20 protein-coding genes and 1 pseudogene are annotated in these 22,444 nt (G+C 67.0%); 10 read left to right on the top strand and 11 right to left on the bottom strand.

Features of this window, described 5'->3' with window-relative positions:
• Nucleotides 1-53 precede the first annotated feature (53 nt).
• Nucleotides 54-539 carry a cytochrome c-550 PedF gene (gene pedF / locus KHN96_RS10365; RefSeq protein WP_045787388.1) on the bottom strand — a complete coding sequence of 162 codons (486 nt, stop codon included), beginning with the start codon at nucleotides 537-539 and terminating at the stop codon, nucleotides 54-56.
• A 257-nt stretch (nucleotides 540-796) separates the two neighbouring features.
• Here pedF and KHN96_RS10360 point away from each other — a divergent pair, with 257 nt between their 5' ends.
• Complete coding sequence (locus tag KHN96_RS10360; RefSeq protein WP_045787911.1) at nucleotides 797-2,812, top strand: sigma-54-dependent Fis family transcriptional regulator; 2,016 nt, start codon at nucleotides 797-799, stop codon at nucleotides 2,810-2,812.
• Here the strand turns inward: KHN96_RS10360 and KHN96_RS10355 are convergent.
• A complete protein-coding gene (locus KHN96_RS10355; RefSeq protein ID WP_045787389.1) occupies nucleotides 2,753-3,745 on the bottom strand; it encodes an alpha/beta fold hydrolase in 993 nt (330 codons plus the stop codon). The genes KHN96_RS10360 and KHN96_RS10355 overlap by 60 nt on opposite strands.
• Before the next feature lie 105 nt (nucleotides 3,746-3,850).
• Here KHN96_RS10355 and pqqA point away from each other — a divergent pair, with 105 nt between their 5' ends.
• The 5 genes from pqqA (at nucleotide 3,851) to pqqE (ending at nucleotide 7,100) form a co-directional block, all read left to right on the top strand.
• On the top strand, nucleotides 3,851-3,925 hold the full coding sequence (gene pqqA / locus KHN96_RS10350) for a pyrroloquinoline quinone precursor peptide PqqA (RefSeq protein ID WP_009277446.1): 75 nt from the start codon (nucleotides 3,851-3,853) through the stop codon (nucleotides 3,923-3,925).
• 123 nt (nucleotides 3,926-4,048) lie between these two features.
• Nucleotides 4,049-4,966, top strand: coding sequence for a pyrroloquinoline quinone biosynthesis protein PqqB (gene pqqB / locus KHN96_RS10345; RefSeq protein ID WP_045787391.1), 918 nt, complete (start codon nucleotides 4,049-4,051; stop codon nucleotides 4,964-4,966).
• A complete protein-coding gene (pqqC, locus tag KHN96_RS10340) occupies nucleotides 4,963-5,673 on the top strand; it encodes a pyrroloquinoline-quinone synthase PqqC (RefSeq protein ID WP_045787392.1) in 711 nt (236 codons plus the stop codon). The genes pqqB and pqqC overlap by 4 nt, the downstream gene beginning before the upstream one ends.
• Nucleotides 5,654-5,926, top strand: coding sequence for a pyrroloquinoline quinone biosynthesis peptide chaperone PqqD (pqqD, locus tag KHN96_RS10335; protein ID WP_045787393.1), 273 nt, complete (start codon nucleotides 5,654-5,656; stop codon nucleotides 5,924-5,926). The genes pqqC and pqqD overlap by 20 nt, the downstream gene beginning before the upstream one ends.
• Nucleotides 5,898-7,100: a pyrroloquinoline quinone biosynthesis protein PqqE gene (pqqE, locus tag KHN96_RS10330; protein ID WP_045787394.1), complete on the top strand. Its 1,203-nt coding sequence runs from the start codon at nucleotides 5,898-5,900 to the stop codon at nucleotides 7,098-7,100. Before pqqD ends, pqqE begins: the two co-directional genes overlap by 29 nt.
• A gap of 50 nt (nucleotides 7,101-7,150) precedes the next feature.
• Here pqqE and KHN96_RS10325 read toward each other — a convergent pair whose 3' ends face one another.
• The 6 genes from KHN96_RS10325 to exaC form a co-directional block, all read right to left on the bottom strand.
• Nucleotides 7,151-7,498 (bottom strand): c-type cytochrome, encoded by a 348-nt coding sequence (locus KHN96_RS10325; RefSeq protein WP_373994651.1) that lies wholly within the window; start codon nucleotides 7,496-7,498, stop codon nucleotides 7,151-7,153.
• A gap of 53 nt (nucleotides 7,499-7,551) precedes the next feature.
• On the bottom strand, nucleotides 7,552-9,306 hold the full coding sequence (locus KHN96_RS10320) for a PQQ-dependent methanol/ethanol family dehydrogenase (protein WP_045787395.1): 1,755 nt from the start codon (nucleotides 9,304-9,306) through the stop codon (nucleotides 7,552-7,554).
• Nucleotides 9,307-9,515: 209 nt separating this feature from the next.
• The gene (locus tag KHN96_RS10315; protein ID WP_238587559.1) at nucleotides 9,516-10,103 is read right to left on the bottom strand and encodes a cytochrome b; all 588 of its coding nucleotides are present in this window, start codon (nucleotides 10,101-10,103) and stop codon (nucleotides 9,516-9,518) included.
• On the bottom strand, nucleotides 10,090-11,151 hold the full coding sequence (locus KHN96_RS10310; RefSeq protein ID WP_045787397.1) for a beta-propeller fold lactonase family protein: 1,062 nt from the start codon (nucleotides 11,149-11,151) through the stop codon (nucleotides 10,090-10,092). Before KHN96_RS10310 ends, KHN96_RS10315 begins: the two co-directional genes overlap by 14 nt.
• A 22-nt stretch (nucleotides 11,152-11,173) precedes the next feature.
• The gene (locus KHN96_RS10305) at nucleotides 11,174-13,774 is read right to left on the bottom strand and encodes a TonB-dependent receptor domain-containing protein (protein ID WP_115043860.1); all 2,601 of its coding nucleotides are present in this window, start codon (nucleotides 13,772-13,774) and stop codon (nucleotides 11,174-11,176) included.
• Between the two features lie 269 nt (nucleotides 13,775-14,043).
• A complete protein-coding gene (gene exaC / locus KHN96_RS10300) occupies nucleotides 14,044-15,564 on the bottom strand; it encodes an acetaldehyde dehydrogenase ExaC (protein WP_045787399.1) in 1,521 nt (506 codons plus the stop codon).
• Between the two features lie 329 nt (nucleotides 15,565-15,893).
• Between exaC and KHN96_RS10295 the strand changes: the two genes are divergently transcribed.
• From KHN96_RS10295 to KHN96_RS10280, 4 genes are all read left to right on the top strand, one after another.
• Nucleotides 15,894-16,631, top strand: coding sequence for a quinoprotein dehydrogenase-associated SoxYZ-like carrier (locus KHN96_RS10295; protein WP_099050677.1), 738 nt, complete (start codon nucleotides 15,894-15,896; stop codon nucleotides 16,629-16,631).
• Nucleotides 16,628-17,566, top strand: a complete 939-nt coding sequence (locus KHN96_RS10290) for a quinoprotein relay system zinc metallohydrolase 1 (RefSeq protein WP_045787401.1) — start codon at nucleotides 16,628-16,630, stop codon at nucleotides 17,564-17,566. Before KHN96_RS10295 ends, KHN96_RS10290 begins: the two co-directional genes overlap by 4 nt.
• Before the next feature lie 34 nt (nucleotides 17,567-17,600).
• Nucleotides 17,601-18,548, top strand: coding sequence for an MBL fold metallo-hydrolase (locus tag KHN96_RS10285; RefSeq protein ID WP_045787913.1), 948 nt, complete (start codon nucleotides 17,601-17,603; stop codon nucleotides 18,546-18,548).
• Nucleotides 18,549-18,817: 269 nt separating this feature from the next.
• Complete coding sequence (locus KHN96_RS10280) at nucleotides 18,818-19,942, top strand: porin (RefSeq protein ID WP_045787402.1); 1,125 nt, start codon at nucleotides 18,818-18,820, stop codon at nucleotides 19,940-19,942.
• 80 nt (nucleotides 19,943-20,022) lie between these two features.
• Here KHN96_RS10280 and KHN96_RS10275 read toward each other — a convergent pair whose 3' ends face one another.
• The 3 genes and pseudogenes from KHN96_RS10275 to KHN96_RS10265 form a co-directional block, all read right to left on the bottom strand.
• On the bottom strand, nucleotides 20,023-21,132 hold the full coding sequence (locus KHN96_RS10275) for an alkene reductase (RefSeq protein WP_045787403.1): 1,110 nt from the start codon (nucleotides 21,130-21,132) through the stop codon (nucleotides 20,023-20,025).
• A 34-nt stretch (nucleotides 21,133-21,166) separates the two neighbouring features.
• The gene (gene dkgB, locus KHN96_RS10270; RefSeq protein ID WP_045787404.1) at nucleotides 21,167-21,973 is read right to left on the bottom strand and encodes a 2,5-didehydrogluconate reductase DkgB; all 807 of its coding nucleotides are present in this window, start codon (nucleotides 21,971-21,973) and stop codon (nucleotides 21,167-21,169) included.
• 128 nt (nucleotides 21,974-22,101) lie between these two features.
• Nucleotides 22,102-22,409, bottom strand: a pseudogene (locus KHN96_RS10265) (MoaF-related domain-containing protein).
• Nucleotides 22,410-22,444: the final 35 nt, after the last annotated feature.

Raw genomic sequence — 22,444 nt, 5'->3', positions numbered from 1 at the left:
CCTGGCAGGTGGGCGCCGGTGCACCGCCGGGCACGCCGGCGGGCGGCCAGGCCTCAGTCTTTGACGCGGCGCGATTCGAGATACGTCTTGATGGCCCAGACGGCTTCCTGGCTCAGCACGCCTTCAAACGGCGGCATGTAGACGCGGCCGTCGCGGGTGCGCCCCTTGCGCACCGTCGCCGTGAAGTACTGCGAAACCTCGGCGTAGCAGGCCTCCTTCTTCTTGGCGTCGGCCAGCGACATGCAGTCGGTATCGAGCTTGCGCAGGTCGGGGGCGATGCCGCCGGAGATGGCCTCCAGACCGTGGCAGCGCGCGCAGTTCTGGTTGTACGCAGACGAACCGATGCGCTGCGCCTCGTCGTGCGCGGGCCCCGTGCGGTATGGATTGTCCTGACGCCAGTCGGCGCCGAGTTGCGGTAAGGTGTGCGTGTCCACGGCCTGCGGTGTCACGTCGCCGTGGGCGGTGGCGGTGGCGGGCAGTCCCCCGGCCAGAAGCGCGCAGGCGGAAAGCAGCGCGAACACGTTGCGTGGCGTTTTCAAGAGTGTCTCCTGTGTGTTGTGGAAATGCGTTTTGGAGACATTTCTGCAAAAGCCATACCAAGGTGCTGACGCGGCGATCCGCACAGGCGGCATCGCAAACGGGCTTGCGCCCGACGCCACAGCGCGCATGACACGGGTGCTCAGGAATGCAACACGCTGGCAAGCGTTTTGCTTCATGGCGCAACACTTCCGGCATGCCGACCACCGCAAGCCGGGCGACCCGCTCACAGATGGCGGGCGACTTCAAGGAGACAACCATGACCCACCCCGCGGCAGCCGCCCAGCGCGCCTCCGACAGTGCCCCCGCCACGCCCGGTGAAACGCCGGAACATGATCAGCCCGAGCTGATCGCCCAAGCGCACGAGCGCTCGAAGTCGTATGGCCTGCGCCGGTATGAATCGCCCGATTTCTGCCCGGTCCAGCAAAGCGAGCTGAGGACGCAGATCGAGCGCAGCCAATCGCTGTTCACGCACGCGCTGCCGGTCATGGAGACGCTCTACAGCCAGATCGTGAACACGCAGAGCATGGTGATCCTGACCGATACGTCGGGCCTGATCCTGCATTCGCTCGGGGACGACGACTTCCTCGCGAAGGCCAGCAAGGTCGCCCTGCAGCCCGGCGCGTCGTGGTCGGAAGAAAGCCGCGGCACCAATGCCATCGGCACCGCCCTGGCCGAGAGCAAGCCCACGCTCGTCCACGGCGCCGACCATTACCTCGAAGCCAACCGGTTCCTGACGTGCTCGTGCGCGCCGATCTTCGACCCGTACGGCAAGACGGTGGGTGCGCTCGACGTCACGGGCGACCATCGCGGTTTCCACAAGCACACCATGGCGCTGGTGCGGATGTCGGCCCAGATGATCGAGAACCACCTGTTTGCCAACGCGTTCCAGGACGTCGTCTGCATCCACTTTCATTCGCGTCCGGAGTTCATCGGCACGCTGGTCGAGGGCATCGCGGCATTCACGCCGGCGGGGCGGTTCCTGTCGGCCAACCGCAGCGGGGAGTTCCAGCTCGGGCTGTCGATCCGGTCATTGCACGCGCATACCTTCTCGTCGCTGTTCGGGCTGTCGATGTCGCAGTTGATGGACGCGGCGCGCCGCGCGCCGGCGGGCGTCGTGCAATTGCAGCTGCCCAGCGGCGTCAAGGTGTTCGCCCGTGTCGAATGGAAACGGCCGGGCAGCCCGATCGCAACGGGCGCCCTCGAGAACGATGCCACCGGTGCGCGCAATACCGCCTCGGCACGCCGGGCCTACGCCGAGCCAGCGCGCCAGGCGGCAAGCCTCGACGCGCTGGACACGGGCGACGCGCAGATCAAAAGCGTCATCGGCAAGCTGCGCAAGGTCATCGGCAAGGACATCACGATCATGGTGCTGGGCGAGACCGGCACCGGCAAGGAGCTGCTGGCGCGCGCCATCCACGCCGACAGCCCGCGCCACGCCGGCCCGTTCGTCGCCGTCAACTGCGCGTCGATCCCGGAAGCGCTCATCGAGTCGGAACTGTTCGGCTACGAAGAAGGCGCCTTCACCGGCGCACGCAAGAAAGGCGGCATCGGCAAGATGGTGCTGGCCAATGGCGGCACGCTGTTCCTCGATGAGATCGGCGACATGCCGCTGCACCTGCAGGCCCGGCTGCTGCGCGCGCTGCAGGAGCGTGCGGTATCGCCGCTGGGCAGCAGCAAGCTCGTCCAGGTGGACGTGGCGGTCGTGTGCGCGACCCACCGCAACATGCGCGAGATGGTCGCCAGCGGACAGTTTCGCGAAGACCTGTACTACCGCCTCAACGGCCTGGTGGTGCGCCTGCCGGCATTGCGCGAGCGCAGCGACCTCGACGCGGTGGCCAACAAGCTGCTGCAGCAGGACCAGGCCGGCGCGCCGCCGCTCAGCGCATCGGTGGCGCAGATGTTCCGCAGCTACCACTGGCCCGGCAACATCCGCCAGCTCAGCAACCTGCTGCGCACCGCCTGCCTGATGGCCGAGGGGGCGCCGGAAATTACCGAAGACCACCTGCCCGACGATTTTCTTGAAGACTGGCACGCGCGGCACGGCACACCGGCGGCCCCCACGAATGCCGCCGCGGCGCCGGCATCGCCCGCGCCTGTCGCTGAAGCGGGCACGCAGCCCACGCGCCTGGCCGATGTCGAAACCATGGCGATCCTGGCGGCAGTGAAGGCGCACAACGGCAATATCTCGGCGGCGGCCAAGGCGCTGGGTATTTCACGCAACACGGTCTACCGCAAGATCGACGAGGCCGGCGGCTTGGCGCGCAGCGACTGAACCGCCCGCGCTGCGGATGGCCGCCCGCAGCGCCTGCACCATCTTGCCGACTGCCAGGTGTCCGCCCGGCACCCACACCAGCCTTGCCTGCGGTATGACGGCCTGCACGCGCCGCGCGTTGGCCGGCCTGCAAACGTTGTCGTCCTGCCCATGCAGCAGCGTCACCGGAAGCCCGCGTGCGCCGATGCGCGCCGCCGCCGCAAGCAGGGCTGGTTTGCCCAAGCCGGCACGGCGCATCAGGTAGTGCGCCTGGATCTGGTACTTGCGCAGCGTGTCCATCTGCTTCTGCTGTGCCGGCCTGGCCCGCCGCGCGGGCGGCAACCTCAGCAGACGGCGCTCCGCCTGCTGCCACTGCGCGGCAATGTTCAATTTCTGAACAGGTGTCCCACGCTGCAACAGTCGGGACGCAACAACGAGCCGCCCGCGCGCCCCCGGCAGGCCCTGCCCCATGCGGCGGGTGCCGCGCAGCAGCGCCCGCCCCGCGCCGCGCGCGTTGAACAGCGCCTGCACATCATCGAAGCCGGTGAGGAACGTGCCGCGCAGAACCAACGCCGACACGGCCTGCGGAAAGCGATCGGCGTAGGCCACGGCAAGCGCCGCGCCCCACGACCCGCCGACCACGCCCCAGCGCTCGATGCCAAGTGTCTTGCGCAACTGCTCCAGGTCGGCGAGCAGCGCGGGGACGGTGTTGCGGCGGCGCGTGCCGGCGGGCGCCGAATGCCCTGCGCCGCGCTGGTCCGGCAGCACGACGCGATGCCGCAGCGGGTCGAACCACGCCGCCATGGCGGGCTGGCAGCCACTGCCCGGCCCGCCATGCAGCACGAGCCACGGCTCGCCGTGCTGCGGGCCGCATTGCCGCACGTGCAAGCGGTGGGCATCCGGGGTGCGCAGGTCAAACCGGATCGTCTCGTCGGGCCAGGCAGAAGCGGGCATGGATGTTGCCTTTCACACGCTGCGGCGGCGTCGGGCAACAGGCCTGCGCCCGCCGCACAGCAAGCCCTTGCATTCACTAACTATGCCAACCCTCTAGGAGGAGACATGAACTGGACGACGCCCGCCTACACCGAACTGCGACTGGGTTTCGAGATCACGATGTACATCGCCAATCGCTGATGCAAGGCGACTGAAGACACAGCGCTCTGCGGGCCCGCCGACGTTCCACGGCGGGCTTCTTTTCTCTGCGCCATCACCTGGCCGGCTTCTTGCTCGATCCGCCCATCACGCAGGTTCTGCATCATGACGACACTCAGGGTTCTTGGCTCGGCCGCCGGCGGCGGTTTCCCGCAGTGGAACTGCAACTGCCGCAACTGTGACGGCGTGCGGCGCGGCACGATCCGCGCGACGGCGCGCACGCAATCGTCCATCGCGCTCGGCGACGATGCGCACCACTGGATCGTGGTGAACGCGTCGCCCGACATCCTCGCGCAGCTGCGCAACAGCCCCGCGCTGCAGCCGGCGCGCGCGCCGCGCGACACCGGCATCGTCAGCGTCGTGCTGATGGACGCCCAGATCGATCACGTGACCGGTCTGCTGATGCTGCGCGAGCACCAGCAGGCGCTGCCCGTGTATGCCTCGGCCGCGGTGCTGAGCGACCTGTCGACCGCGTTCCCGCTCACGCGCATGCTGTCGCACTACTGCGGGCTCGATACGCGCGTGCTGCCGCTGGACGGCACGGCGTTCTCCATCCCGCCGCTGGAAGACGTCGCGTTGACCGCCATACCGCTGCAGAGCAAGGCGCCGCCGTACTCGCCCAGCCGCAACGCGCGCCGCACCGGCGACAACATCGGCCTGCGCATCGTCGACCGCAAGAGCCGCAAGCGGGCCTTCTATGCGCCGGGCCTGGCCTGCATCGAACCGCACGTGCTCGATGAACTCGGCGCCGCCGACGTGGTGCTCGTGGACGGCACGTGCTGGACCGACGACGAGATGCGCATGCTCGGCTTCTCCACCAAGACGGCGGCCGACATGGGACACCTGGCGCAATCGGGGCCTGGCGGCATGATCGAGACGCTCGACACGTTGCCGGCCACGCGCAAGATCCTCATCCACATCAACAACACCAACCCCATCCTCGACGAAGACTCGCCGCAACGCCGCGAGCTGGAGGCGCATGGCATCGAGGTGGCCTACGACGGCATGGAGATCCGGCTATGACGCACCCCGTTGCGTGGACCGCCGAAGAATTTGAAGCGCGCCTGCGCGCCAAGCAGGCCGGCTACCACATCCACCATCCGTTCAACCGCCGCATGCGCGCCGGCGAGTGCACGCCCGAAGAGATCCGCACCTGGGTGGCCAACCGGTTCTACTACCAGGTCAACATCCCGCTCAAGGACGCGGCCATCCTCTCGAACTGCCCCGACCGCGAAACGCGCCGCGAGTGGATCGTGCGCATCCACGACCACGACGGCAATGACACGCAGCCCGGCGGCATCGAGAGCTGGGTGCGGCTGGGCGAGGCCGTTGGCCTCACGCGCGAGGCGCTGTGGGACCACCGACATCTGCTGCCGGGTGTGCGCTTTGCCGTGGATGCGTACGTCAATTTCGCCAGGCGCGCGCCCTGGCAGGAGGCCGTGTGCTCATCGCTCACGGAGATGTTCGCGCCCGACATCCACAAGGAGCGGCTGGCCGGCTGGCCGGAGCACTACCCGTGGGTGCAGCCCGAGGGGCTGGCGTACTTCCGATCGCGCATTCCGCTGGCCTCGCGCGACGTCGAACATGGCCTGCGCGTGACACTGGCGTATTTCCGCACGCCCGAGCAACAGCAGCGTGCACTCGACATCCTGCAATTCAAGCTCGACATCCTGTGGTCGATGCTCGATGCCATTCAACAAGCCCACGCCCATGACGCTACCCGTGTCTGACCCGCTCTGCCCGACGCTGCACCGCACCTTCCGCCTGCAATGGGAAGACGCGCAGCAGAGCTGGGTGCTGCTGTATCCCGAGGGCATGGTGACCCTGAACGACAGCGCCGCCGCAATCCTGCAGCGCTGCGACGGCGCCCACACCCTCGACATGCTCATCGATGACCTGCAGTCTGCCTTTGGGGTGCAGGGCATCGCGCCGGAGGTCCACGCCTTTGTCAAACATGCCTTCGAACGCGGCTGGCTCGTTTGAGGCCGAATCGCTGCTGATGCCGGCTGCGCCTCCCATGCCGGGGCCGCCGCTGTGGCTGCTGGCCGAGCTGACCTATCGCTGCCCGCTGCATTGCGCGTTCTGTTCCAACCCGGTCGACTACACGCGGCACGACCTTGAGCTGAGTACCGCGCAATGGTGCGATGTCCTCACGCAGGCACGGGCGCTGGGCGCGGTGCAGCTGGGCCTCTCCGGCGGCGAGCCGCTCCTGCGCAAGGACCTGGAGACGCTGGTGGCGCACGCGCATGGCCTCGGCTTCTACGTGAACCTCGTCACCTCGGGGGTGGGCCTGACGGACCAGCGCCTTGGTGCGTTGCGCGCAGCGGGGCTCGACCACATCCAGCTGTCGTTCCAGGATTCCACGCGGGAGCTCAACGACTTCCTGTCGAGCACGCGCACGTTTGACCTCAAGCGCCGCATCGCCGGGCTCATCAAGGCGCACGGCTACCCGATGGTGATGAACTGCGTGATGCACCGGCACAACCTGCCGCACGTGGGCGCCATCATCGACATGGCGCTGGAGATCGGCGCCGAATACCTGGAGCTGGCGAACACGCAGTACTACGGCTGGGCGTGGGAAAACCGCCTCGCGCTGATGCCCACGCTCGAGCAGCTGCGGGAGGCGGAAGCCGTGGTCAACGACTACCGCACACGCATCGGCAACCGATGCCAGTTGCTCTACGTGGTGCCCGATTACTTCGAGCAGCGCCCGAAGAAATGCATGAATGGCTGGGGCACGACGTTCCTGGGGATTGCGCCTGATGGCGTGGCATTGCCCTGTCATTCGGCACGCATGCTGCCGGGGCTCGCGCTGCCCAACGTTCTGCAGCAGCCGCTGCGTGAGATCTGGCAGACCAGCGATGCCTTCCAGCGCTTTCGTGGCACGCATTGGATGCCCGAGCCCTGCCAGTCGTGCGACGCGCGCGAAGAAGACTTCGGCGGCTGCCGCTGCCAGAGCTATCTGCTCACGGGCGATGCGACCCGCACCGATCCGGTGTGCGGAAAATCCGCCGATCACGGCGCGCTGCAGAAGGTGGTACTGCAAGGCCGGATGGCCGCGGTGAACGGCTTCGGCCAGATGCGCGACGCCCGCACTGGTGAAGTCCCGATCCTCTTCCGTACCGACGCCAACTCGCGCCGCCTGACACGGGCATAGCGACAAAAATGGGCCGGATGACGCCGGCCCAGCGTGCTGGCGAACGCAGGTCAGGAACCCCCGTTCAGAATCCATGCCACGAGCTGCCTGGCCTCGTCGTCCTTGAGGTTCGGATGCGGTGGCATGGGGATGCGGCCCCACACACCCTTGCCGCCTTCACGCACTTTCTGCGCGAGTTTGGCGGGCGCGTCGGCATCGCCCTTGTACTTGGCGGCCACGTCGGCAAACGCCGGGCCGACCACCTTGGTCTTCATGCTGTGGCACGAAAAGCAGCCGCTCTTCTCCGCCAGGGCCTGCATGTCGGGCGCCGCATGCGCGGGCGCCGCACCGAGGGCTGCAGCCGCGAGGGCGAGCAGCGAAAACACTCCATTGCGCGTAATCACGTTCGAATACTCCATGAAGCCGCAGACGCCGCGCGCCGCTACGGGCGCGCGGCAATCGGCAATGCACGTCAGCTCTTGTGCAGCTTGAATACCCAGACCGAACCGCCCTGTTCCAGGAAGTTCACGCGCTTGGCCACTTCCCCGCCCCACAGCGGCACTGCGCCACCCCAACCCGAGACGACGGCCACGAACTGTTCGCCGTTGTCCTCCCACGTGACGGGCGGCGCCACGATGCCGCTGCCGGTCTGGAATTTCCACAGCTCCTTGCCGGTCTTCGCGTCCGCCGCCTTCAGGTAGCCTTCGGGCGTGCCCCAGAACACCAGGCCGCCGGCGGTCGTCATCACCCCGCCCCACAGCGGCGCGCCGTTCTTGATCTGCCATTCGACCTTGCCGGTCTTCGGATTGATCGCCCGCAGCGCGCCGATGTAATCGTCATTGAGCGGCTTGATGGTGAAGCCGGCACCCAGGTACGCCGCGCCCTTCTTGTAGCTGATCGGCTCGTTCCAGATGTCCATGCCCCATTCGTTGGCCGGCACGTAGAAGAGGCCGGTCTGCGGGCTGTAGGCCATCGGCATCTGGTTCTTGCCGCCGAGGAAGCCGGGTGCGGCGAATACCGACTTGCCCTTCTTGTCTTCACCGGTGGCGGCAGCCGGATCCCCAGGGCGATGGTCGGGCGAGTAGTTCGGGCGCCCCGTCTTGAGGTCGATGCCGGTGGCCCAGTTCACCTTCACGAACGGGAAGGCGTTGAGCAGCTTGCCCGTCTTCGCGTCGTTGACGTAGAAGAAGCCGTTGCGGTCGGCCTTGCCGCCCACGCGGCGGCCGTCCATGTCGAACGTCACGAACTCGTTCACGCCGTCGAAATCCCAGCCGTCGTTGGGGGTGTTCTGGTAGTGCCAGACGATCTTGCCGCTGTCGGGATCGATGGCCAGCGTGGAAGACGAATACAGGTTGTCGCCCTTGCGGATGTGGCTGTTCCACGGCCCGGGGTTGCCGGTGCCGAAGTAGGCCAGCCCCGTCTGCGGGTCATACGTGCCGCCCAGCCACGTCGATGCGCCGCCGGTCTTCCAGGTCTCGCCCGGCCAACTGGCGTTGAGCGTGCCGGTCATGCCGTTCTCGACCTTGTTGCCGTCCTTGTCGTACTTGTAGCCCATGTGGCCTTCGACGGTCGGGCGGGTCCAGATCAACCGGCCCGTCTTGGCATCGCGCGCTTCCACGCGGCCCACCACGCCGAACTCGCCGCCCGAGACGCCGGTCAGCACCATGCCTTTCACGATGAGGGGGGCGGCGGTGTAGGAGTAGCCGGCCGCATAATCGTCGATCTTCTCCTTCCACACGACCTTGCCGGTGTCCTGGTCAAGCGCGATCAGCTGCGCATCGAGGGTGCCGAAGATGACGAGGTTGTCATACAGCGCCGCACCGCGGTTGACCACGTCACAGCACGGCATGATGCCCTCAGGCAGGCGCTGCTCGTACTTCCACAGCTTCTGGCCGGTCTTCAGGTCAATGGCGTAGATGCGCGAGTACGACGCGGTCACGAACATCTTGCCGTTGTGGATGACCGGCTGCGCTTCCTGCCCGCGCTGCTTTTCGCCGCCAAACGAGAACGACCACGCCGGCACGAGCTGGCTGACGTTCTTCGTGTTGATCTTGGTCAGCGTCGAGTAGCGCTGCCCTTGCGGGCCCATGCCCCAGCTGAGCACGTCGCCGGGGGATTTGGCGTCGTTGTCGATCATGGCGTCCGTGACGGGGGGCGTCGCCGCATGCGCCGCAAGGCTTGCCGCTACCACGGCAGCTGCAAGCGCGATCACTCGTAGTGTCCTCATTCTTATCTCCTCTACCTCTTTCTTTGTGGTCCAGGTCCGGCAGTGTGATGTCACACCGGCAGAACCCAGGGCAAATCCCGTGCCATCGGGAAACACCGGGAAACCGCGTGTTGCAAGCCGTGCCGCAGCGCTGTTGCGTGCCACGCTTGAACACATGGTTTGTTCTGTTGCGAAATGGAACAGCGCAACTGTGCAACCGTTGCGGCCGCCTATGGCGCATGCTCGTGCCGCCGCGGCAGCATGCGTTGCAGGCATCGCTGTGCGTCGAACCATTGGTGCTTGACCACCGCCGCCACGTGCAACACGACCAGGCCGAGCAGCAGATAGGCCGTCATGCCGTGCAGCGTGTAGAACAGGTGCTGCAACGCACTGTCGACCCGGCCCCAGCGCGGCAGCGGGATGCCCCACAAGCGCGTCCCATACTGGTTGAACGAAGACCCCAGGTAGCCCGAGAGCGGCATGACCACCATGCACATGTAGAGCAGGCGATGTGTGATGCGCGCGAGCTCCGCCTCCCAGCAACGCAGCCCCGCGAGCGGGGCCGGCGCGGGCCGGTGAAGCCGCACGACCACGCGCCATGCGATCACCAGCGCGGCAGTCAGCCCCAGCGATTTATGCAGGTTGACCCACTGCCCTTTTCCCGGCGCGCCCTTGGGCAGGCCTGTCATGTAATAGCCGAGCGAAAACAAGGACAGCAGCAGCAACGCGCTCACCCAGTGCAGGACCATCTGCGTGTGCGTGTAGGTGCCGGTCACGCCGCGCATCAGCATGCCGGTCCGTCTGTCAGCGCGGCGCATCGAGGCTCCCCATGGAACTCGGAAACGTCACCACGCCCCAGGGCAGCTTGTAGCCTTGTAGCGTCTCGGCCACCTCCCGCCGGCCCGGGTCGATGACCTGCACGCTGTTCGAGCGTCCGCACGCCAGCAGCAGCGCCCGGTCGTCCGGCGTGAAGCTGAAATGCCAGCAGCGCTTGCCGACGGGAATCGCGCCCACGGGTGCAAGCGTGCGGGCGTCGAACACCTGCAGCAGATCGGCGCGGCTTGCCGCCACCCACAGGTAACGGCCTGCACGGTCAAACGCGACACCGTAGGGGCCGCGCTCGGTCGGTATCGTCTTGACCGGCTTGAGCGCCGCGTCGAGCACCAACAGGTTGTTCGAGTTCTCGAGCGTCACCACGTAGGCCTTTGCGTCGGGCGAGATCTTGATGCCGCGCGGCCGGTTGCCGAACGGCGACACGTCGATCGACTGCATCTTCTCGAGCGTGGCGAGGTTGTAGATGCCGACCGTGTCGTCGCCCTCGTTGGCCACCAGCAGCCGCTTGCCGTCGGGCGAGAACTCGATGGCCTCGGTCTCGCGCGCGGCCTTGATGCGTCCGACCACCGTCCATTGACCGACGTCGATGACGGCGACTTCCGCGGGTGCGTCGTCGTCCGGCTTGTGCGCGGGCGCACTCTTGCCGGGCGGCCCGCCACCGGACGAAGGCTCGTACGTCACGAAGGCCCGCCGGCCATCGGGGGACATGCGCATGAACTCGACGTTCCGGCCGACCGGGATGCGCTTGACCTCCTTGCGCGTGCCCGTATCGACCACCGAGACATCGGCACTGCCCTGGTTCGCGGTCAGCAGCCAGCGCCCGTCGGGCGTGACGGCAAGCCCGCGCGGGTCCTTGCCGACGGCAATCTCGGCCACGGGCTTGAACGTGCGCGCGTTCAGCACCGTGACGCCCCCGCCCTGGTTCGTGACATAGGCAACGGGGTCCGGCACCTCGGCGCCCGCCTGCAGGATGGACACCCAGCCGACGCTGAGCAGCGTGGCGATGCGGAGGTAGTAGGTCAACGCAGTCATGGTGGTCGTTCGTGCTGTGGGGTCAGTCCTTGTCGACGCCGGAAGCCTTGCCGCCAAACGAGTACGTCAGGCCGATCCAGATCGCGCGCGGCGGCGCCGGCGTCACGAACTGCTGCGTGGTCAGCGTGTAGATGCTCGTGATGCCCGACAGGCCGTAGGTGGAATAGCGCTTGTTGAACAGGTTGTTGATGTACGCCGAGATCTCGAGATGCTTGGTCGGCTTGTAGTGCAGGTTCAGGTTGACGACGCCATACCCGGCCACCGTGCCGTTCGGGTCGGTGTTGCTCTCGTTGCCGTGCGCCACCTGCTTGCCGACCAGGATCAAGCTGCCGCCCACTGACAGGCTCGGGCTGAACGCATACGACGCGCCGAGCTTGAGCGTCTTGTCCGGGATGCCCGGGATCCGGTTGCCGCTCACGACGTGCTGGCCCGTCGCCGTCGTGAATGCCGATTTGTAGACCGCGTCGACATAGCCGAAGTTGGCCGACAGCGTCCATTTGTCGAGCTTCGTGCTGGCGCCCAGTTCGAACCCTCGGCGCTGCGTCTTGCCGACGTTGGCGAAGTAGCCGTACGTGTTGGACGTGGCGATGAACTGGATGTCGTCGCTCAGGCGCGAGTCGTAGAACGAGGCACTCCAGTAGGTCGACTGGCCGATCTTGCCGCGTCCGCCCAGTTCGATGGTCTTGGCCACGACGGCCTTGAGGTCCGGGTCGCCGTTGAAGCCGGTGGGCAGTGAACATGGGCTGTTCGGGTCTGCGCAGGACAGTTCGATCGAGGTGGGCGCGCGCATCGATTCGCTGTAGTTGCCGAAGATGCCCTGCCCCCCGCCGAGGTCGTAGTTGAAGCCCAGCGCCGGGTTGAACCGGTGATAGTGGTGCGAGCCGGCCAGGCTGTTGGTTTCCGGGCCCGCCACCGCGCCGTCGGGGATGCCGTTCGGGGCGGACGCGCTGCCAGACCCCGTGTTGGCATACCGGTAGGCGTTGACGTAATCGGGGTTGTAGTACGACACGCCCGATACGTCGTCCGTCCACGCATAGCCGCCGTCTTCGTTCAGGTACCGCCGGTTCGCGCCGCCCTGGTTGAGCGTGGTGTAGTTGAAGCTGCCGAAGGCCGTCACGCTCAGCCGCTTCGTCACGCTGAACGTATCGGTGAAGTACGCGCTGAAGTTGTTGACGCTGGACGACAGGTTGACCGCGCCGATGACGTTGCTGCCCGTAAACGACGCAGGGTTCGATGCCGACGGTGCCAGCCCGTTGCCCGTGAAGCCGTACTGCTGGTTGGGCGTGACCACGGTCTCGTAGTTGATCAGCCGGGCCAGGTACGTGGTCTGGTCATACGTGATGCGCGTATGGTCGAACGCCGCGCCCAGCGTGAACGCATTCTTGTGCCCGGCCAGCTTGTCGAAGTTCGACCACTGGATGGACGCGCCGACCGTGTCTTCGTGCGTGGCCGAGTCCACCACGCTGGTGTTGATCGCGCTGGTCCAACGCCCATAGCCGAGTGCCAGCGCATTCGCACCCGTCACGGCATTCGCGGCGGTGCCGTTGGGCGCCCTGTTGGCACACCTGTTGGCCGTGACGCCGGCCGTGGTGGATGTGGCGAGCGATCCGTCATCGTTGAAGCAGCCGTCGTCCAGCTCGGCGTTGCTGTTGACGTTGCGCAGGCTTGCCTTGCGGTAGTAGGCGCTGCCCGCGATCTGGTTGTCGTCGTTCAGCCAGTGGCTGCCTTTCAGGTTCAGCAGCGCCATCCGGTTCGAGATGGTGTCGGGCCACGTATAGGCGGCGCTGCGGTTGGACATCATGTCCATCGGCAACGACTGCGTGCCGCTCAGCGACGTATCGGCCAGCGCAGCGGAGAGCTCCAGCTGCGTCGCGCCCTCGTTGCCGCGCCATCGCACCTTGCCGTACAGCTGCTTCACTTCCGAGCCGGAGTGGTCGCGGAAGCCGTTCTGCTTATCGAAGTTGCCGGCTGCGAAATAGTCGACGCCACGCGACGCGTCAACACCGCCTGTCTCGAAGCTCACGGCCTTGCGGCCGAACGAGCCGCCCAGCACGTCGATCGACGTTCCTGGGTGGTCCTTGCCGGTCTTGGTGTTGACGACGAGCGCCCCGCCCAGTGTGTTGAGCCCGAACATCGGGTTGGAGCCGGGCAGGATGTTGACGCTCGACACGGCGTTCATGGGAATGAGATCCCAGTTCACGATCGAGCCGAACGGCTCGTTCACCCGCACGCCGTCAAAGTAGACCGACAGCCCGATCGGCACGCCCAGCAGCGACGACACCTGGAAGCCGCGGTAGTTGACGTCGTTCTGGTACGGGTTGCCGGAGCCGTTGCTGACGCTGACCTGGCCGAGGTTCTCGTTCAGCACGTCCGCCAGGTTCGAGGCGCGCTGCTCCCGAACATCCTTGCCGCTGATGCGCTGGGCGTTGGCGGGAAACTGCGAGAGCGGCACGCCAATGCTGTCGATGGGCGTGGCACCCACGACCTCGGCCGCAGGCAATGCCACCGCAACAAGCTGGTCTTCCGCCCAGGCTCCCGAGTGAAGGCCCGCGGCAGCGAGCGCGAGCACCACACCGCTCAGGCGGGGCGCGGCCTTGCACAGGCGGCTGGTACGCGAATGCACCGTGTGTCTCCCGAAGTGTTCCGTCGCCGTGCCCCCGTGTGCGGACGATGCACCGGGCAACCCGGCATGGCATGGGTTATGGGTGGCAAGGCACCAGTAGCGATGGGGCAGACACCTGTGCGCGCACGCGGCGCGACAGTGCGTTGGGTTGGCGCATGGCCGTGTCTCCTCTTCTCTTGCTCTTGTCTCTGCCTGCGGGTCGTTGCCCGGCAGGTCAGCGGCCGGCGCACGGGTGTCGATGGCCGTGCGCCAGCCGTCCTGCTACACCATCAGAAGAAGCCCAGCGGCTTGGTGTCGTAGCTCACCAGCAGATTCTTGGTCTGCTGATAGTGGTCGAGCATCATCTTGTGGGTCTCGCGGCCCACGCCCGACTTCTTGTAGCCGCCAAAAGCCGCATGCGCGGGATACAGGTGGTAGCAGTTCGTCCACACGCGCCCCGCCTTGATGGCGCGGCCCACGCGGTAGGCGCGGTTGATGTCGCGCGTCCACACGCCGGCGCCCAGGCCGTACTCGGTGTCGTTGGCGATGTGGATGGCCTGCGCCTCGTCCTTGAAGGTCGTCACGGCAATCACCGGGCCGAAGATCTCTTCCTGGAACACGCGCATGCTGTTGTCGCCCTTGAGCAGCGTCGGCTTGATGTAGTAGCCCTTGGCGAGGTTGCCGGGCAGCACTTCCACATCGCCGCCGACCAGGCATTCGGCGCCCTCTTCCTGCGCGATCTCGAGGTAGCTGCGGATCTTGTAGAACTGCTGCTCCGAAGCCTGCGCGCCGACCATCGTTTCTGTGTCGAGCGGGTCGCCGCGCTTGATGGCGGCCACCTTGGTCATCACTGCGTCCATGAAGCGGCTGTAGATCGATTCCTGCACCAGCGCGCGCGACGGGCACGTGCACACCTCGCCCTGGTTGAAGAAGCCCAGCACCAGGCCTTCGGCGGCCTTTTCGATGAAGCTCGGCTCGGCCTGCATGATGTCTTCGAAGTAGATGTTGGGCGATTTGCCACCCAGCTCCACCGTCGACGGAATGATGTTCTCCGCCGCGCACTTCATGATGTGCGAGCCGACCGGCGTCGAGCCCGTAAAGGCGATCTTGGCGATGCGCTTGCTGGTGGCGAGCGCCTCGCCGGCCTCCTTGCCGTAGCCGTGCACGACGTTGAGCACGCCGGGCGGCAGCAGATCGCCGATGAGTTCCAGCAGCACGCAGATGCCCAGCGGCGTCTGCTCGGCGGGCTTGAGCACGATGCAGTTGCCGGCAGCCAGCGCGGGCGCCAGCTTCCACGCGGCCATCAGCAGCGGAAAGTTCCACGGGATGATCTGGCCCACCACACCCAGCGGCTCGTGGATGTGATACGCCACGGTGTGCTCGTTGATTTCGGCCGCCGAACCTTCCTGCGCGCGGATGCAGCCGGCGAAGTAGCGGAAATGGTCCGCCGCCAGCGGGATGTCGGCGTTCAGCGTTTCGCGCACGGGTTTGCCGTTGTCCCACGTCTCCGTCACGGCCAGCATTTCAAGGTTCTGCTCGATGCGGTCGGCAATCCTGAGCAGGATCAGCGAGCGGTCCTGCACCGACGTGCGGCCCCACGCGTCGGCTGCGGCATGCGCGGCGTCGAGCGCGCGGTCGATGTCTTCGGCCGTGGAACGCGGGAACTCGGCAATCACCTCGCCCGTGACCGGCGTGGTGTTGGTGAAGTACTGGCCCTTGACCGGCGCGACAAACTCGCCGCCGATGTAGTTGCCATAGCGCGACTTGAACGAAACGATGGCGCCCGGCGTGCCGGGATGAGCGTAACGCATGGGTTGTCTCCTGATGGATGAGTGATGACGTCAGCGTCTTGGCTTGCGCTGTGTCTGCCTCTTCTCTGCAAGAGCCGGGCCATGTCGCGCGGATGACGTTTGCGCGGCCCGCGATCGCCCACCCGCTGCTGCGCGCTGCCAGGAGTGCTCCAGAATGCAACAGCGGCTGTTGCAAACCGCAACGGCCATCGGCCTGGCAGTGCCGTGCGAACACGCCTCGCGCATGGCATGCATTTCGCAGGAGCACCGGTTCACCTGAACCGGACAGACCCTCGATGAGAAGGCTCCAAGCCAACGCCTGCGCCATCGCGCGAGGCATCGCCGTGCTGATGGCCGCCTGCCTGCCATGGCCGGCGGCCGCCGACGCCAACGCCGACCCTGCCGGCTCGCCGCTCTGGCCGACGGTCCGGCAGGAGGCGCTCGGCACCGCGCCCGCAACCTTCGACACCCGCATCACGATCACCGGCCCCGCGTTTGCGGAAGACCCGATGCAGGTGCCCATCGCCTTCGACGCGTCGGCGCTGGGCAAGGTGGACCGCATCGTCGTCGTGGTCGATCGCAACCCGATCCGCAAGGTGCTGGAGTTCGAGCCGATGCAGGCGCGCCCCGCGCTCTCGTTCCGCTTCAAGCTTCAGGAGGCGTCGCCCGTGCGGGTGGCTGCGCGCACCACGGATGGTGTCTGGCATGTGGCGACGCTCGTCGTCGATGCCACCGGCGGCGGCTGCACGCTGCCCGGCGCCACGCGCGCGAACGCCACCTGGAGCACCACGCTGAACCGCGTGGAATCACGCGTGTTCCCGGGCTTCAGCGGCGCAGGCAGCCGCATCCGCCTGCGCGTCATGCATCCCATGGACACCGGTCTGGTGGCGGGCATTCCGTCGTTCCATATCGAACGGCTCGAACTGCTCGACAGCAGGCGCCAGCCGTTGCTGCGGCTTGCGCTGTACGAACCCGTGGCCGAAAACCCGATCTTCTCGTTCGATCTGGACGGCCCGGCCGCGCGCGGCATCACCGTGGCCGGCGTCGACAACAACGGCAACCGCATCCGCGCACAGGTGACGCCATGAGACGACTGCACGGCGCGCTGCTGGCCCTTGCAATGCTCGCCGGTGGCGCACAGGCTCAGGACCTCGACTATCGCCTCGCCCCGCGACCGGTCGCGCCGGACGTCTGGGTGCTGCAAGGCGCCAACGCCGACTTCGCCCGTGCCAACGGCTGCAACATCATCAACACGGGCTTCATCGATACGGGCGACGGTGTGATGGTGATCAACACCGGGCCGTCATTGCGGTACGGCGAGCAGCAGCGTGAGGCCATCAGCCGCGTCACGCGTGCGCCGGTGCGCTGGGTGTTCAACCTGAATCTGCACCCAGACTACTTCTTCGGCAACCAGGCGTATGCCGATGTTGGCGCGCAGGCGCTGCCGGGCACGATGGCCGGCGCCCAGCGTGAAGGCGCCGCATATGCCGACAACCTCTACCGCCTCTGCGGCGACTGGATGCAGAGCACCGTGTCGACGCCGCCCACGCTGCCAGTGGCGCCCGGCGAGCGCACGTTCGGCCGTCACCGCATCGAGCTGATCCGGTTCGATGGGCATACCGACGATGACCTCGTCGTCATCGACCACACGAGCGGCGTGATCTTTGCCGGAGGTCTGGTCTTCCGCAACCGCATCCCCACCACACCGCACGCCGACATCGCGCGCTGGCTCGCCAGCCTCGATCGCCTGCAAGCCATCGTTGCACGCCACCACGGGTATGTGTTGATCCCCAGCCACGGGCCCGCGCTCGACCACGCAGACGCCATCGCGCAGACGCGCCAGTACCTGCGCTGGCTCGATGCGCGCCTGCGCCGCGCCGCCGAAGACGGCCGCGACCTGGCCGAGGTGCTGGCCATGCCGGTCGCCGACGAGTATGCCCACTGGGCCGGCATGCCTGCCGAGTACGTACGCAACGTGACGCACTTCTACCCCCGCTATGAAAGCGCGGCGCTGGTGCCATGACATGGCGGCGCCCACGCCTGCCCGACGACGCTGGATGGGCCTGATGCTCGCACTCGCGCTCGAACCACCGTTGGCCACGCTGGCGGCGCCGCAGCCCCCGGTGTCGCTGCGTCTCCTGCGGCTGCAGCACGGCCTGTACGCCGCACGCGCCAACAACGCCGAAGCCGCGCGCGCCAACGCAGGGGAAGTCGTTCCCACGCTCGTGCACGTGACGGGCAACGGCGTGCTCGTGGTGGACCCCGGCCCGCACGCGGCGTGGGGCGACCGGCTCATCACCGCCATCCGGCACATCACGGCGGAGCCGGTCCGCTGGGTGGTCAACACACACGCGCACCCCGAGCATGTGCTGGCCAACGCAGCGTTTGCACGGCTGCAGCCTCGCCCAGCCTTCCTGGCTTCTGCGGCCACGGCCAGCCTGATGCGCGAGCGCTGCCAGGCTTGCCTGGCACGGCTGGCGTCCATGCTCGGCACGCAGGCCATGCGGGGCACGCACATCGTCTACCCCGAGCCGGCCCTGCGCGACGGCGACTGGCTGCACACCGGCAAGACCGCGTGGCAGGTGCACATCCACACCGCCGCGCACAGCGCCTCCGACACGGTGCTGTACGCCCCGCAGCAGCGCGTGCTGTGTGTGGGCGGCCTGGCGTATCGGCAGCGCGTGCCCGAACTGCAGGACGGCTCGCTGCTCGGGTGGCGGCAGGCCCTGCGCGGCCTCGAGCGGCTGGATGCCGGCATCGTCGTCGGCACGGCCGTCGGCACACCGATGCAGACACTGCTGCCCACGCTGTCGTATCTCGACGCGCTCAACGACGCGATTGCCGATGCGCTCGATGCAGGCGGCGACGCAGCGCATGCCCTCACCTATGCACCGGGCGGCGCGTATCGCGATTGGCGCAACTTCCATCCGCGGCATGCGCTGAATGTCGCACGCGCCTGGCGTGAACTCGAAGACCGCTGGACGCAGAACGCGCCGCTGCGCTAGGCGCTGCTCCATGGCTGAACACGCAACGAGACACGTGTTGCATCGAGTGTCTCGCGATGTCACACGCGTGACACCCACCTACCGCGCGCAAACGTTATTCAACGCACTGCAACTCCTTGCAATGTCGCGCAAACCGGCGCGATGCGCGTGGTACGCATATTGCAATGCACGCCCGGCGTCGAACGCAGGCCTTGTGTCCGACGCCGCCCCCTGAACAGGCTCGCGCCCAATCCGCGGGGCCCATCACAACGAGAAGATACGGAGACACCATGCAGAACAAGAGCCTTCGACGATACGCCGTGGCAGCCACCCTGGGCTGCGCTGCCAGCGCCGCCTTCGCGCAGTCGTCCGTCACCATCTACGGCACCATCGATGCCGGCGTGCAGTACCGCAACCGCAGCGCCGACAACGCGGGGAGCCTCACCGAGATGCACACCGGCGGCATTAGCCCCAGCATCTGGGGCCTGCGCGGCGTGGAAGACCTTGGCCATGGGCTGAAGGCGACCTTCAACCTCGAAGGACACTACAGCAGCGATACGGGCACGCTCACCAGCGGCCCCGGTTTCAGCTCGCAGCTCTTCCGCCGGCAAGCCAACGTCGGGCTCGGCGGCGAATGGGGCGCGATCACGCTGGGCCGCCAGTACAGCCCGGCCCTGCTCGGCACCATCGGCACGGAGCCGCGCGGCTTCAAGGAGCAGTTCTCGAACCTGTACGGCTGGGCGTACAACCAGTTGGCCGCGCCCGGCAACGCGCTCGGCGCCGGCACGAACCCGGGCAACGACGTTGGTGTGTTCACGGGGAACACGGTGCAGTACGCCAACAACTTCGGGCCGGTCTGGCTCGGCGTCGCCTATTCGCTGGGCGAGGCTGCCGGCAGCTTCAGGAAGGGCAACGAGCTCTCGGTGGGCGCCACGTACACGGGCCCGGTCACCGTCGGCCTCGGCTATCAGCAGATCGCCGACAGCGGCTCTGGCGAAACGCTCAGCAGGCTGTGGAACGCTGGCATCGCCGTTCCGGTCGGCGCCTTCACCGGCCGCGTGAATTACCTGGACGTGACGAACAACGCGCCCAGCGGTGCGCGCGTGTCTGATGTGCAATCGATCGGCGTGGGCCTGGACTACAAGTGGAGCGCCGCCAATACCGCCACGCTCGCTGGCTACTACAGCAAGTACAAGAGCAGCGCGCACGACAGCTCGACCAAGTCGATCGTGCTGAGCAACGACTACGCGTTCTCCAAGCGCACGACGCTGTATGCGCAGCTGGTCTACGCCGACGCGGGCGCGGTGGGCACGGCCGATCCGCTCGAAGGCCTGAAGACGTCGATCGTCGCGGGCGGCACGGCCCCGGGCGCGAAGACCATCCTGGGCGGCGTGGGCTTGCGGCACACGTTCTGACCGGCGGATCACCACGCAGCAGAAACGTCCCTTGGCGAGACCACCAAAGGGGCGCTTGTCACCACCGGGCGCCGTTGCGGTCAGGCAGCGTGCAGCGTCGGATAGTCCGTGAGGCCGCGCGCGCCACCGCCAAACAGCGTCTCGCGATCGTGCAGCGCGAGCGGCGCACCGGTGCGCAGGCGCGCCGGCAGATCCGGATTGGCGACGAACGGACGCCCGAACGCAATCAGCTCTGCCCAGCCCGCGCCAATCGCTTCGCGTGCGCGTTCCGCGGTGTACTTGCCGGCATAGATGAGCACACCGGCGTAGGCCGCGCGCAGTTGCTGCTTGAAGGCGACGGGCATCAGCGGGGCATCGTCCCAGTCGGCTTCGGCAATGTGGATGTAGCCCACGCCAAGCGCATCCAGCAGCCGGGCGGCGGCGAGGTACGTTGTCTCGGGGTCGTCGTCCACGCAGCCGTTGAGGGTGGTCAGCGGTGCAAGACGGATGCCGACACGCGAGGCGTCGCCCGTGCCTTCGATGAGGGCACGCGTGACTTCGTCGAGAAAGCGCAGCCGGTTTTGCAGCGAGCCGCCGTAGGCATCGGTGCGCGCGTTGGCCTGCGAATCGATGAACTGGTTTACGAGATAGCCGTTGGCGCCATGCAGCTCGACGCCGTCAAACCCGGCTTGCATGGCGTTGCGCGCGGCGGCACGGTATTGGCCCACGACCTCTGCGATCTCGCCCACCGTCAGCGCACGCGGTGCCGATGCCTGCACGAAGCCCGGCGTGCGGCCGTCTTCGCCAGCGATGAACACGTTCACGCCCTTGGCCTGGAGGGGCGACGCCGATACCGGCTGGCGGCCACCCAGCAGGCTCGTGTGGCTCAGGCGCCCAACGTGCCAGAGCTGCGCGAAGATGCGCCCGCCGTGGGCATGCACAGCGTCGGTCACCTTGCGCCAGCCCGCGACCTGCTCGGGGGTGTGGATGCCGGGCGTCCACGCGTAGCCCTTGCCGAGCGGCGCCACGTACGTGCCTTCACTGACGATGAGACCGGCGCTCGCACGCTGCGCGTAGTACGCGGCCATCAGTTCGTTGGCGACATCGCCGGGTTGGCTCGCACGCGAGCGGGTCATTGGCGGCATGACGATGCGGTTCGGCAATGTCAGCGGGCCGAGCTGCAGCGGTTGGAACAGCGGGTCGTTCTGCATGATGTGGATTCTCTGTGGCGGATGTGGGGCAAGTTCAGTCCCACGCCGGGGCCAGCCCCTGCGGGCTCACCTCGCGGCCATTGCGCTCCAGCGCGGCGATCTGCGCCATGTCGTCGTCGGTCAGGCGCAGCGTCCGTGCGATCAGGTTGCTGGCGAGGTTCTCGCGCCTGGTGGACGACGGAATGACCGAGTAGCCAAGCTGCATCGCCCATGCGAGCACCACCTGCGCGGGCGTCGCCTGGTGCCGCTGTGCAATCGTGCCGATCACCGGATCGCCCAGCACCTTGCCGTACGCGAGCGTCATGTACGACGTCACATGAATGCCCTCGCCCTGCAGAAAGCTCACCAGCTTGCGGTTCTGCAGATACGGGCTCAGTTCGATCTGGTTCGTGGCGATCGCGTCCTTGCCCACGGCGGCCATCGCTTCCTTCGTCAGCGCGATGTTGAAGTTGGAGATACCGATCTGGCGGGTCAGCCCGCGCGCCTTGGCATCGGCCAGCGCCGTCATGGATTCGTCAACGGAAACGCCTTTGCCGGGCGCCGGCCAGTGGATCAGCGTGAGGTCCACGTAATCGGTCCGCAGCTTGGCGAGACTCTCTTCGAGGCTCGGCGCAAGCTTGTCCCGGGCGGCGTTGTCCACCCAGATCTTGGTGGTGAGGAAGAGGTCTTCGCGGCGCACGCCGGAGGCGGCAATGGCCTCGCCCACCTCGGCTTCGTTGCCGTAGATCTGCGCCGTGTCGATGGCGCGGTAGCCGAGTTCGAGGGCGTTGCGGACGGCGTCGATGACGACCTGGCCCTGCAGGCGGAAGGTGCCAAGGCCGAATGCGGGAATGTTGCTCATGGTGGAATTTCTGGAAACGAATGCATGCGGCGGTATGCCCAGGCATTCTGGCGGTTGCCACTACTGAAATAAACGCCGTTACCGGACAGAAATATTTGACTTGAGATCAAGTATCGGCGGCCTCTCGCTCACAGCAAGCGCAGGCTGCCTTCCAGCCGGTAGAAGTCCAGCGACGGCGCGGTAAAAAACGAACGCGACGTGCCCGCCGCGAAATCGTCAATGTGCACCACGGTCGCGCGGTCGGCTTCCTGCCACGTGATCACGTAGACCTCGCCGGCGACGTGCTGCCAGGTGTAGGCCACTTCGCCCTCGGCGCCGGCAAAGGCCCTTCCGTGATCGCGTAGCGCATGTGGATGCCGTCGTCGGCATAGGCGTTGGTGGCGGTGAGGCCTTCATAGCGGACTTCGAACGTATTGCCGGCAAACGGCGGCAGCAGCTGGGTGGGTGCATGGCAAGGGCTCCGGAAAGCAT

This window comes from Ralstonia mannitolilytica (assembly GCF_905397375.1).
In the GTDB taxonomy this organism is placed as follows: Bacteria; Pseudomonadota; Gammaproteobacteria; order Burkholderiales; family Burkholderiaceae; genus Ralstonia; species Ralstonia mannitolilytica.
Note: the sequence above shows the minus strand (reverse complement) of the source record. Positions and strands in the feature narration are given on the sequence as shown.